Origin of the sequence: Corallococcus praedator (assembly GCF_003612125.1) — a bacterium.
Classification (GTDB): Bacteria; Myxococcota; Myxococcia; order Myxococcales; family Myxococcaceae; genus Corallococcus; species Corallococcus praedator.
Genome location: NZ_RAWI01000282.1, coordinates 1 through 12,352 on the forward strand (window position 1 = coordinate 1; position 12,352 = coordinate 12,352).

9 protein-coding genes and 1 pseudogene are annotated in these 12,352 nt (G+C 72.2%); 6 read left to right on the forward strand and 4 right to left on the reverse strand.

Features of this window, described 5'->3' with window-relative positions; translation table 11 throughout:
* From D7Y13_RS28860 to D7Y13_RS28875, 4 genes and pseudogenes are all read left to right on the forward strand, one after another.
* Positions 1-1,807 (forward strand): annotated as a pseudogene (locus D7Y13_RS28860) (GspE/PulE/PilB domain-containing protein); the annotation flags it as partial.
* 22 nt (positions 1,808-1,829) lie between these two features.
* Positions 1,830-3,362: a sensor histidine kinase gene (locus tag D7Y13_RS28865; RefSeq protein WP_120585649.1), complete on the forward strand. Its 1,533-nt coding sequence runs from the start codon at positions 1,830-1,832 to the stop codon at positions 3,360-3,362.
* Positions 3,359-4,747: a sigma-54-dependent transcriptional regulator gene (locus D7Y13_RS28870; RefSeq protein ID WP_199732950.1), complete on the forward strand. Its 1,389-nt coding sequence runs from the start codon at positions 3,359-3,361 to the stop codon at positions 4,745-4,747. The genes D7Y13_RS28865 and D7Y13_RS28870 overlap by 4 nt, the downstream gene beginning before the upstream one ends.
* Before the next feature lie 81 nt (positions 4,748-4,828).
* The gene (locus D7Y13_RS28875) at positions 4,829-6,172 is read left to right on the forward strand and encodes an FAD-binding oxidoreductase (protein ID WP_120585648.1); all 1,344 of its coding nucleotides are present in this window, start codon (positions 4,829-4,831) and stop codon (positions 6,170-6,172) included.
* Positions 6,173-6,175: 3 nt separating this feature from the next.
* On the opposite strand, the gene D7Y13_RS28880 is transcribed toward D7Y13_RS28875, so the two are convergent.
* The 3 genes from D7Y13_RS28880 to D7Y13_RS28890 all read right to left on the reverse strand — a co-directional run bounded on the left by D7Y13_RS28880 (position 6,176) and on the right by D7Y13_RS28890 (position 9,593).
* Positions 6,176-7,651, reverse strand: coding sequence for a wax ester/triacylglycerol synthase family O-acyltransferase (locus D7Y13_RS28880; RefSeq protein ID WP_120585647.1), 1,476 nt, complete (start codon positions 7,649-7,651; stop codon positions 6,176-6,178).
* Between the two features lie 51 nt (positions 7,652-7,702).
* Positions 7,703-8,506 carry a hypothetical protein gene (locus D7Y13_RS28885; protein WP_120537202.1) on the reverse strand — a complete coding sequence of 268 codons (804 nt, stop codon included), beginning with the start codon at positions 8,504-8,506 and terminating at the stop codon, positions 7,703-7,705.
* Positions 8,507-8,597: 91 nt separating this feature from the next.
* A complete protein-coding gene (locus D7Y13_RS28890) occupies positions 8,598-9,593 on the reverse strand; it encodes a class I SAM-dependent methyltransferase (protein WP_120537201.1) in 996 nt (331 codons plus the stop codon).
* Positions 9,594-10,045: 452 nt separating this feature from the next.
* On the opposite strand from D7Y13_RS28890, the gene D7Y13_RS28895 reads away from it, so the two are divergent.
* Positions 10,046-10,459 carry a hypothetical protein gene (locus D7Y13_RS28895; RefSeq protein WP_233595934.1) on the forward strand — a complete coding sequence of 138 codons (414 nt, stop codon included), beginning with the start codon at positions 10,046-10,048 and terminating at the stop codon, positions 10,457-10,459.
* 88 nt (positions 10,460-10,547) lie between these two features.
* Positions 10,548-11,924: a hypothetical protein gene (locus D7Y13_RS28900; RefSeq protein ID WP_120586192.1), complete on the forward strand. Its 1,377-nt coding sequence runs from the start codon at positions 10,548-10,550 to the stop codon at positions 11,922-11,924.
* A gap of 51 nt (positions 11,925-11,975) precedes the next feature.
* On the opposite strand, the gene D7Y13_RS28905 is transcribed toward D7Y13_RS28900, so the two are convergent.
* Positions 11,976-12,352: sensor histidine kinase (locus D7Y13_RS28905; RefSeq protein ID WP_147452512.1), on the reverse strand; the 377-nt coding region annotated here is incomplete at its 5' end.

The window sequence follows — 12,352 nt, forward strand, 5'->3', positions numbered from 1 at the left end:
TCCCCAGGCTCCGGGAAGCCGCGCTCCGACGCCGCCCCCCGTGTGGCCCCCCTCGCCCGCGCAGCAGGCCCGCGAGGCCGCCAAGACCGCGACGCCGACCCCGCCGCCCGTTCCACCGGCGCCGCCCCGGGGTGAGCCGTCGTTCATCATCTTCAGCAACCCGGCGTCCAACCCGGGCGCGAACCGTCCCCGCACCACGCCCGAGGGCCCGGCCCCGGTGGCGGGCGCATCGAGTGCACCGGGTGCGCCCGTGCCGGACTGGACGCTGCCCCAGGCGCGCTCCGCGCTGCGCGAGGCGACGCGGGACCGGGACCGTTTGGTGGACGTGGCGCTGAGGTTCGGCCGCCGCACGTTCGACTACGTGGCCGCCTTCGCTGTCGTGCGAGGCGCCGCCGGTGGTTGGGACGCGCGAGGCGAGGGCCTGGACGCGAGCGCCCTGTCGCAGGTGTCCATCCCGCTGGACGCGAGCAGCGTCTTCCGCACCGTGGCTGTCACGCGGGGCAGCTACGCGGGTCCGCTGCCGCCAGACGCGCTCACGCGGCACTACCTGGAGCTGTTCGGCCGTCAGGCGCCGCGCACCGTCTTCCTGTACCCGGTGGAGGTGAAGGGCCGGCTGGTGGCCATCCTCTACGGGGACTGCGGCCAGAAGCCGATGAGCCAGCGCCGGCTGAGCGACTACATCCTGTTCTGCCAGGACCTGCCGGCGGCCTTCCAGGAGCTCATCCTCTTCCGCAAGCAGCGCGTGTCCGAGCTGCGCGCGCCGGAGGAGGACATCTCCATCGACGTGGACGTGCCCGGCTTCCCGGCCGCGTCCCTGCCCGCCCCCGCGCCCGCGGTGGTCGCGGGCCTCGGCTGGAGCCCGTTCTTCGGTCGCGGAGGCGTGGGCAACCTGGGCCGCGCCGCCGCCATGCCGCCGCGCGTGCTGTCTCCCGAGGAGCGGCCGCCCCCGGACTTCACGCCCCTGCTGCGCCGGCTCACCGGACCGGACGCCGCGCAGCGCTCCAGCGCGATGGCGGAGCTGGCGCGCTCGCCCGAGGCCAGCGCCCGCGTGCTCGCGCAGCACTTCCCGGGCCCCACGGCCTGGAGCCGCCTGCCGGTGGTGGAGCTGCCGGAAGCGGACGAGCTGGGCCCCATCCCCGCCGCCCTGTCGCGCCTGGGCCGTCCCGCGGCCGTCGCGCTGGCGCCGCTGCTGGACTCGAACGACGCGGACGCGCGCTACCTGGCGCTGCTCACGGCGGGCAACCTGCCCTACGCGGAGCTGGTGGACGGGGTGCTGCGCGGCCTCTTCGACATGGAGCCGGACATCTCCAGCGCCGCGCGCGTGGCCGCCGCCGCGCTCAAGCACCTGCCGCGCCTGGATGCGTCCCTGCGCGACCTGCGCCAGGAATTGACCAGCCGGGACGCGCTGCGCCGCTCGCTGGCGGCCCGGGCCCTGGGCACGCTGCACGACCGCGACGCCATCGAGGGCCTCATCAACCTCACCGGCAGCGACGACGCGATGTGCGCGCAGGCCGCCGCCGAAGCGCTGCGCGAGGTCACCCGCGCCACGCTGGGTCTGCAACCGCGCCAGTGGACGTCCTGGTGGGCGGAGAACCGCAGCCGCCGCCGCGCGGACTGGCTGGTGGCCGCGCTGCGCCACCGCGAGCTGGACGTGCGGCTGGCCTCCATCGAGGAGCTGAGCCGCGCCCTGCACGACACGCTCGGCTTCTACGCGGACGCGCCCGACGCGGAGCGCGAGGCCGCGGTGCGACGCTGGGAGGCCGCGGCGGTGGATCCGGCCAACGCCCGCCGTCTGGGCATGCTCTGAGGTTCCCGCCCGGGAGCACACGATGACGGGCGCCATGTGGGTCAGCCTGTTGGCGTGCGCGGGTCAGCTCGCCCTCGCCGGCATCGCGCTGGCCCGCGTGGGCCGCAGCCCGCTCGCGCTGCCGCTGTCGCTGCTGTCCATCGCGCTGTCCACCTGGAACTTCTCCGCCTTCGGGCTGGCGCGCTCCGGCGACACGGGCTGGCGGCTGGTGGGCTTCGCCGCGGCGCTGATGACCCTGCCGTGCGCGGTGCACTTCATCCTCTCCTTCGTGGGCCGCAGGCGCCGCTCCGCCTGGGCCATGTACGGCACCTACGCCGTCATGAGCGCGCTCGCGTTCACCATGCTCGTCGCCATCGGCGTGCCCTCGCTGGCGCAGCGGATCAACACCGTCGGTTTCGGGCTCGCGGTGAGCGTGCTCGCGCTGCCCATCCTGACCACCAGCTTCGTGCTCCTCGCGCGACACCTGCGCCGTTCGGGGCTGCCGGACGAGCGGGCCCGCGCGGGACTGGTGCTGCTGGGACTGGCGCTGCTGGTCGCGATGCTGCTCACGGACCTGGCGGCGGACATGGGCCTGCCCGTGCTGAAGCTGGGCAACGTGGGCACCCTGCTGGGCCTGCCCGTGATGGCCACCGCGTCGCTGCGCTTCCAGCTCTTCGGCCAGGACGCTCGGGCCACGAGCGCGGCGGTGCACGCCGTCGTCCTCGCGCTGGTGGGCGTCCTCGCGTACCTCGCGCTCTTCCGCGTGTTCGCCGCGGAGTCCGGCGCGCTCGTCGTGGGCACCACCGCCATCACCTTCTCGCTGCTGGCGGCGGCCCGACGCGTCGTCACCGGCTTCGTCACCCGGCGCGAACGGATGGAACAACTGGCCACCCTGGGGCGCTTCTCCGCGCAGATGTCCCACGACCTGCGCAACCCCATCGCCGCGCTCAAGGGCGCCGCGCAGTACCTCAAGGAAGAGCACGCGCGCGGCCACTCGTGGGAAGCGCATGGTGAGTTCCTGGACCTGCTCCTGGAACAGGTGGAGCGGTTGGATCGGGTGGCGGGCACCTACCAGCGCCTGGCGCGCGTGGAGCCGCTGCGCCGGCCGCTGGACCTGAACCGGCTGGTGGAGGGCGTGCTGTCGCTCCAGGCCTTCGCGAACCCCGGCGACGTGGTGCTGACGAAGGTGCTCGCGCCCGACCTGCCCGCCTGCGAGGGCGACGAGGACCTGCTCGCCAACGCGCTGGAGAACCTGGTGCGCAACGCCTTCGAGGCGATGCCCACGGGCGGCACCCTCACCGTGCGCACCGGCGAGGACGCCAGCGCGGTGGTGGTGAGCGTGGAGGACACCGGCAGCGGCATGGACGCCCGCACGCGCGAGCGCGCCTTCGACGACTTCTTCACCACGAAGACGACGGGCAGCGGCCTGGGGCTGGCCTTCGTGCGGCGCGTGGCGGAAGCCCACGGTGGCACCGCGTCCCTGACGAGCGGCGAGGGCCGTGGCACCATCCTGCGCCTGCGCCTGCCCAAGGCCCCTGCCCTGCCGTCCCCCCCGTCCGAGGAAGAAGCCGCGTGAGCGATCCACTGAAGGGCCATGTGTTGCTGGTGGATGACGACCCGGCCCTGCTCAAGGTGCTGGGCGCGCTGCTCACCCAGGCGGGCCTCACCCCGCACCCCGCGTCCAACGCGCGCGACGCCCTGGCGCTGCTTTCGCGCCGGCCCATCGACGTGGTGTTGAGCGACGTGCGCATGCCGGGCATGAGCGGCCTGGAGCTGCTCACGGAGGTGGGACGCGGCTGGCCGGACGTGCCCGTGCTCCTGATGACCGCGCACGGCACGGTGCCCCTGGCGGTGGAGGCGATGAAGGCGGGCGCGGCGGATTTCGTGCTCAAGCCCTTCGACCGCGAGGAACTCCTCTTCTCACTGCACAAGGCGCTGCTGCGGGCCCAGAAGGAACCGGAGCCGACGCGCGGCACCGGCAAGTCTCCGGACGGACTGCCGGACGGGCTCTTCGTGGGCTCGAGCCGCGCCATGGCGGACGTGAAGTCCCTGCTGGCGAAGGCCGCGGTGGGCACGGCCACGGTGCTGCTGCGCGGCGAGTCCGGCACGGGCAAGGAGCTGGCCGCGCGAGCCGTGCACGACGGCAGCCCAAGGCGCGCGGGCCCCTTCGTGAAGCTGCACTGCGCGGCGCTGCCGGACACGCTGCTGGAGAGCGAGCTGTTCGGCTACGAGAAGGGCGCCTTCACCGGCGCGGCGACGCGCAAGCCCGGCCGCGTGGAGCTGGCGCACGGCGGCACGCTGTTCCTCGATGAGATTGGCGACGTGTCCCAGGCCGTGCAGGTGAAGTTGCTGCGCGTCATCCAGGAGCGCGAGTTCGAACGGCTGGGCGGCACGCAGACGGTCAAGGTAGACGTGCGCTTCGTCGCGGCCACGCACCAGCCCCTGGAGGATCTGGTGCGCCGGGGCACCTTCCGCGAGGACCTCTTCTACCGCCTCAACGTGGTGCCCCTGTGGCTGCCGTCCCTGCGCGAGCGCCCCGAGGACATCGAACCGCTCGCCCGCCACTTCCTGGACGTGCACGCGAAGGCGAACGGCCGGCCGCCGTTCACGTTGAGCGCGGACGGACTCGCGGTGCTCCAATCCCAGCCGTGGCCCGGCAACGTGCGCCAGTTGCAGAACTTCATGGAGCGGCTGGTGGTGCTCTCCGACGGGCCGCTGCTCACGGGGACCGACGTCGCGCGCGAGCTGTCCCGCCAGCCCGGCCTCGCGCCGCCGCCCGTCGCCGCGCCCGTCCCCACCTCCGACACCGGCACGCTGGAGTCCCGGCGCAAGGACGTGGAGAAGGACGCGCTCGTGGATGCGCTGAAGCGCGCGGGTGACAACCGCACGCTGGCGGCACGGCTGCTCGGCATCAGCCGGCGCACGCTCTACAACAAGCTGGAAGAGCACGGCCTGCTCTGATTCATCAGCGCGGTTCTTCACGACCGGACCCGAACCCCCTCCAGCCGCATCCCGGTTGGACGACCGAAGGAGCAACGTCCCATGTCCCAGACACTCGCAAGCCGTATGAGCTGCCCTGTCTTCACTTCGCAGGATGCCGGCTACGCGCCGGAGGTCGCCGGCTTCAACGTCACCATCGTGCACACGCCGGAGTACGTGGTCGCCGCGCAGTCCGCCGCGGACGTCGCCGAGGCGGTCCGCTTCGCCCACGAGCACAAGCTGCACGTCACGGTGCAGGGCGCGGGTCACGGCTCGTATGTGCCCGTCACCTCCGGAGTCTTCATCTCCACGCGGCGGATGAACCAGGTGAGCATCGACGTCGCGTCGCGCACGGCGACCCTTGGCGCGGGCGTGTGCTGGGATGCCGTCGTCGAGGAGGCCGCGAAGCATGGGCTGTCACCCATCGCGGGTTCGTCGACGAACGTCGGCGTGGTGGGCTACGTGCTGGGCGGCGGCCTGGGCCCGCTCGTGCGCAGCCACGGCATCAGCTCCGACTACGTCAGCGGGTTCACGCTCGTCACGGGTGACGGGGAGCGCGTGGAGGCGAGCGCGGAGAAGAACCCCGACCTGTTCTGGGCGCTGCGCGGTGGCAAGGGCGGCATGGGCATCGTCACCGAGGTGCGGCTGCGCCTCGTGGATCTGGCCATGCTCTATGGCGGAGCGCTCTTCTTCGCCGAGGAGCACATCGACGCGGCGCTGCGTGCCTGGGTCCAGTGGACGGAGGGAGCCGACGAACGGGTCTCCACGAGCGCCGCCGTCATGCGCTTCCCGCCGTTCGACGTCATCCCGCCCCCGCTCCGGGGCCGCACGCTGCTCACCGTGCGCTTCGCGTTCCCGGGCAGCAGCGAGGAAGGTGCCCGGCTCGCGGCGCCCCTGCGCGCGGCGGCGCCCGTCTACATGGACATGCTGGGCGACCTGCCCGCCTCGCAGATTGCCCGCATCCACAGCGACCCGTCCGACCCCATGCCCACGTGGACGAGCGGCATGATGCTGACCCACGTGGATCAGGACTTCGCGTCCGCGCTGCTGCGCCACGCGGGTGCGGGCGTGCAGTCGCCGTTCCTGATGGTGGAGGTGCGTCACCTGGGAGCGGCGGCCTCGCGCGACGTGGAGGGCGGCTCGGCCGTCGGTGGTCGCGGCGCCAACTTCGTGGTGGGCCTCGTGGGGGTGATTCCGCCGCTGTTCCAGACGGTGATGCCCGCCGCCGAGGAGGGCATGCGCGCGGACCTGAAGCCCTGGCTGTCGCCCGAGATGACCATCAACTTCATGGGCAAGCCCCGGTCGGCCGAGCACTACGACAGCGCCTGGCCGGCGGACACGCGGGCGAAGCTCACGGAGGTCCGTCGCAAGTACGACCCGCACGGACTCTTCGCGCACACGAAGTAGCGCTCAGGGAGCCACCATCGCCAGCGCTTCCATTTCTTCCAGGAACGCGGCGACGACGGCCCCCGGATCCGGCACCCGCGACGCATCCGAGGCCACGCCCAGGGTCACCTGTCCGGCGTAGCTGAAAAGGCTCACCCCCAGGCCCACGTGCCCGGCCTGGGGTACCCAGAACGTGAGCCCGTCGAGTCGCGCGCCCGCCAGGGACACCGGCTGGCGAGGTCCGGGCACGTTGGTGGCGACGAGTGACGCCTTGGTCCCCATCACGTCCACGACGACGCGCTCCAGCGCGGCCGGCGTGTGCCCGAGCAGCTCCAGCACGCCGGACGTCACCACGGCCTCGGGCGAGCGCTTGAGGGCCTCCATGCGCTTCGCCACTTCACGAAGCCGGCGGCGCGGTTCATCCAGGTGCACGGGCAGCCGGAGGAACACGACGCCGAAGCGATTGCCCAGCTCCCTGGGCACGGGTTCATCCAGGGGCCGCAGGTTCACCGGCACCAGCGCGTGCATGTCCTCCAGCGGAGCGTCCAGCGCCGTCAGGTAGCGCCGCAGCGCGCCCGTCACCGCCGTGAGCAGCACGTCGTTCACGGTGCCCCCGAGCGTCTGGCCCACGGCCTTCACGCGCGCCAGGGACACCGGCTCCGACCACGCGGCGACCTTCCGCATTCCCAGTGGTCCGCGAAGAGGAGAGCGCGGGTCGGGAGGCAGCGCGAGCAGCTTCCCCAGCGCCGCCGCGCCCCGAGCGCCCTCGCGCACGAGGTCGCCCGCGAGGATGGGCTCCTGCACCAGCTCCACGCCCTTGCGGAACGCGGCCCGCGCCCCCCGGGCCAATCGCATCCATCCCGGAGTCGTAAGCGGCTCCGCGCCAGAGCGAGAGGACACCGCCCGCGCATTCACGGACGGCGCCGCCTCCACACGCCTCGCATCTTCGGAGCCCACCGGCCTCGCTCCCCCGTCCACGGCCGAAGCATCCTCCGCGCGCCTCGCGTCCTCGGAGCCCACCGGCCCCGCATCCGCCTGCACCGGATCCGTGAGGGACAGCAGCACCCGCGCGAGCGCGATGCCATCCGCCATGCAGTGATGCAGCCGCGCCAGCAGCACATCCCCGCGCGCCGCGCCCTTCACCAGGTGCAGGTGCCACAACGGTCGCGAGCGCTCCAGCGGTACGCCCAGCCAGTCTCCGACCACCGCCTCCAGCGCCGCGCGCCCCCCTGTCACCGGCACGCGCAACGTGGACAGGTGCGCATCCAGGTCGAAGTCCGTCGCGTCCTCCCAGTGCGGCGCGCCCAGCGCTCCCGGCACCACGCGCTGACGGAAGCGCGGGTAGCGCTCCACCAACCGCTCCTGCACCACCGTGCGCAGCCGCTCGCGGTCCATGGGACCGTCGAACCACAGCACCGCGGTGATCATCATCAGGTTCGCGGGCTCCTCCATCTGGAGCCACGCCGCGTCCATGCTCCCCATCCGCTCGCGACCTGCCATGGCGTCCTTCTCACCCACGCGCCCCGTCGGAGCAAGGCCCAGGGCCCGGACCTACGGCTTCGGCGGCGGCTCCGGGGCCTGGGGTTTCTCCCGCTCGAACTGGAAGGTCTGCCGCGTGGCCCCCGGCACCGTCAGGATGAGCGAGTCCTTCTCCTCGATGGCGTACGTGTAGTCCCCTCCCTTGAACTTCCCCTTGGACAGCGGCACCACGCGCTCCTTGCCGCACACCGGGCCCAGCGCCTGTCCGTCCTGCGTGCGCAGCGCGAGCTTGTCCTTGCCCGTCATCTCCACCTTGCCCCAGGCACGCACCTCCAGCGTGCTGCCCCGGCCGAGCGTCGCGTCGTCCAGCTTGGTGCGCAGCACGAAGCACCCCGTCGGCGTCAGCCGCAGCGAGCGCGCGTAGTCCGAACGCGGCTGCACCTCGATGCGGTCCTCGGTCCCCTGCTCGACATCCGGAAGGCTCGCCGCGGACAGCACCCACGTGCCCACCAGCTCCGCCGGGACGGCCGCGCCCTGGAGCGCCTTCGGCCCCTCGCACGGGTCCTCCACCGGCTTCTCGGGACTCTTCGGCGCGGGCTCGAAGGCCCGCTCACACGTCAGGCCGCAGGACGTGGCCGCGCACTTCGTGTCGTCCGGCGCGCAGGCCGCCTTGCTGGTGCAGGCCTTGAGCCGCTTGAGCGACGCCTCACACCCCTCCCGCATGCACTTGTCGACGCACTCCGCGTCGATGCACTCCGACACGCAGACCCAGTTGGTGCGACCACACACCCCCGCCACCGTGCGCGGGGCCTGGGCCGCCGCGGGCAGTGCGGCACTGGAGACGAGCAGCAGGACGAGGAGGCGGGACGTTCGCATGCGTACAGCAAGCTAGGCAGTCCCACCTCCGGTGACACCCGGAGGCAGGACGCCTGTCCACCGGCCATCACTCCAGCGCCCCGCACTGCCGTCAGTTGAACTGCCACCGCCAGGTGCGCGGATCCGCCGGGTCCGGCAGCTGCAGTTGGAAGTCCAGCGTCTCATAGCGGCTGAACTCGCGCGGCTCCACGCGCAGCAGCGTCATCGCCGTGGCGTTGCGCTCGCGCAGCGGGGACACGGTGAAGTCCAGCTCGGAGTCGAAGGCCACCTTGTAGAACAGGCAGAAGCCATCCACCCGTCCGTCCTCCTCCACCGGCCGCCGGATGTGCACGCGCGAAGGCAGGCCGTCCGCGCGCATCGTCTCCAGGTCGAAGCTGAACGCGGCCTCCGGTTCGCACAGCAGGTGGTCCACCTCATACGAGCGCACCAGCCGCGTGAAGTACGACGGGCTCATCGCCTCGCGCAGCGACTGCAGGCAGCGGAAGTCCACGTTGGGCAGCTGCTGGGTCCAGATGAAGGGAACGCACGCCTCGTCGCGAAGCTGCACCGGCTCCACGAAGACCTCGAAGCGGTTGGGGAGGATGCGGCCCCCGCGCTTGAGCAGGCGCGAGCGCAAATCCAACATCCGGGGCACCAACCCCGCGTCGAACAGCGCGTCGCCCAGCAGGTCATGCAGCAGCACGTCCACCTTCTCCGGTGGCTGGAAGTGCCCGGTGGGCTCCCGCACGAAGTCGATGCGCTCCAGCCCGTTGCGGCGGGCCACCCACTGCGCGGTGTCCAACATGCGCGAGTCATCCACCGCGTACAGCCGGCGCGGATGCTGGTGCGCGGCGAGGAAGGTGCGCAGGCCCGTGCCGGCCTTCACGTCCACCACCACGTGGTTCGGGCGCACGTAGCGCTCCACCGCGCGGCGCCAGGTCTCCACGCGCTGCGTGTCCGCCAGCACCGAGTCCTGCGGCGAAGGACTCGACAGCATGAGGCTGTCCGGCGCGCGCCGGCGGTTCAATTGGGAGATGAGCGGCAGGTGGCTGATACGCGAGCGCAGGTCCATCAATGCCTGACGAGGCAGGTCGAGCAGGTTCGGCATGGCAATCCCCCCGGAAGGCCTGTGAAGGTTCCAGAGGCGTGGGCCACACGCCCCTCCCCCGAAACCCGGACTCCGCAAGATGCGGGAAATCCCCCACCTGGCCCATCCGCCTCCAGGGCCACTTTCTGTCCCCACTTGAACATCCGGCCTGTCCTCACTGGCGGTGTGCCCCGGCGATCCACGAAATGCCGGTCCCGACAAGATGAAGGGATGACCCTGGAACGACCTGACAGGCCCCAGCCAACCGCTTGGAATCCAAGCCGCCGAGAGGGTTTTTCCCATCCGATGGGGTGTCGACGACTGGCGCATTCCCCATCCCTCCAGGCTCGTCAAGAAATCCAGTCTCAAGCGTTTTCCCTGTTGAAGCCCCCGACCCGCGACGACGGCTCGCGGAGCGGAGGTGCGCTGTCGGTCATGCCTGTGGACAGACCCCGTGGTGGAGAGGGGCACTGATGATGATCCGAGCCATCGAGTCGCAGCGGGTGCGGGACACGCGGTCGACCCCGGTCGTGGGGGCGCGGCAGGCCGAAGCGGACGCGGCACGCGTGCTGTGGGAGGCGCAGCCCTGGCGGCGGCAGCTCCAGGACCCGCGGCACCACGAGTACCGGGTGGCGCGCTCCGCGCTGGTGGAAGCGCTGCTGGCGGAGGGCGCCTCGGTGGAGGCGGACGTGGCGCGCTTCGCGGGGACGCGGGAGGACCGGGGCGGGCTGAGCATCGGGCAGGTGGTGCGCTTCGCGGACGGCCTGCGGGTGCGGATGGCGCAGGCGACCACGGACGATGAGGTGTTGCAGCTCGCCTACCTGCGCCGCAACGCGGAGGAGCTGGTGGAGCGGATGATTGACTGGGCCAACGCGGGGCGCCTCTAGTCTCCCGAGCCGGGTGGCAGGCGTTGGTGGTGGGCGTCCGGGGCGGGAGTGCCTTGACAGGGGCGGTGGGGTGCTCTCACTTGGGGGGATGCTCGCCCTCGCCCTTGCCGCCACCCTGGCGGCCGCACCCGCGCCCCGCGTCGCCGCCTCCACGGTGACGGTCCTCCACGTTCCGCGTTTCGACCAGCTCCAGGGTCTGACCGCGTTCATGATGCGAGCGGGGGCGTCGTCGCAGATGCTCAACCCCGCGTCGTGGCGGGGGGAACTGCACCCGTTCCTGCCGTTGGACCCGACGCAGCCGGAGTCGTTGACGGCGCTGGGCATCGACGCGACGGGGCCGCTGTCCGTGTCCATCCGGCAGGACGGCCGCCTGGCGTGCACGCGGGTGGCGGACGCGAAGCTGTTCCAGGAGGCGTCCGCGAACGTGCTCGCGCGCAACGGCGACGTGAAGGCGGGCACGGTGAAGGGCGTGACGACGCTGCGCGCGCCCACGGGCCTGGGCGGCTTCGCGGGCTACGTCATCAAGGGCCAGGAGGCGTGCGCCTTCGCGAGCACGGACACGGACGACTCCCTGCGCAAGGAGGCCACGAAGCTCGTCACGAAGGCGCCGGCCGCGGATGCGCGAATGGGCGCGGTGCCCGGCGTGCTGTACGTGGCCACACAGCAGGGCGTGGTGGGCCTGGACGGCACGGCCAACGGGCTGAAGGTGGAGGGCACGGCGACGAAGCTGCCGCTGCCGCCCTTCCAGGCCGGGGGCACGAGCCCCTACGGCGCGATGGCGCCCGCGGGCCTGCTGTTCTCCCGCGCGCAGGTGGCGCCCACGGGCGTGGCGCAGGCGGCGGGCTCGGTGCGGGACGCGGTGCGGATGGTGTGTCCCACGTGTCCGGCGGAGCAGGTGCAGGGCATGACGGACGCGCTGGCGAAGCAGCTCACCGGGCACGTGCTGTTCGCGGTGGACTCGGTGCAGGTGAAGGGCTCGCTGCGCAAGCCGGAGGTGCGCTTCTTCGCCGCGAAGCAGGCGCTGGCGGCGGAGGTGGTGGACGCGGCGGCGGTGAAGGCCGCGCTGGCCCCGCTGGGGCAGTTCCCGGGAGCGAAGGCGCTGACGGACGGCTACTCGCTGGAGGCGAAGGGCGGCAGCCTCTACCTGCGGCTCAAGGGCAAGCACCTGGTGTTCGGCAACGACTCCGCGGTGACGCAGACGGTGATGACGTCGCTGCCGGAGAAGGGCGCGCCGCTCACCCGCGCGGTGGACTTCACGTTGGATCCGAAGAAGCTGGCGCGAGGCCTGTCCCAGGTGTCGCTGATGGACGTCATGGGGGATGAGACCCTGGCGGCCTTCTTCGGAGCGAGCACGGAGCTGGGCCCGCTGCTCGCCAGGAGCGAGCGCATCACGGGGTGGCTGGACAGCGCGGCCAATGGCTCACACCGCTTCTCGGTGAACTGGACGCTGCCGGAGAAGCCCTGACCGCAATCCCAGACACGGAAGCCTGCCTGCGCACGACCTCCGGAGGCCGTGCTACCGGGGCTCCACGGACTCAATGGCCCGCGACAGGCGCACCGTGAAGGTGGTGCCCACCTCGGCGGTGGACTGCACCCCGATGTGGCCCCCGTGGGCATCCACGATGGACTGCACGATGTAGAGCCCCAGGCCCACGCTGCGGCCCGCCGTGTCCACCTCCTCCGTGCCCCGCTGCAGCGGCTGGAAGAGGGCCTTGAGCCGCTCGGGTGGAATGGGCGCGCCCTGGTTGTGCACGGACAGCACCACCGCGTCGGCCTCCCCGCGCGTCTCCACCAGGACCGCGGTGTCCTCCGGGCTGTACTTGAGCGCGTTCGTGATGAGGTTCTGCACCACCTGCGACAGCCGGTCTGGATCCCACGCGCCCCGCCAGTCCC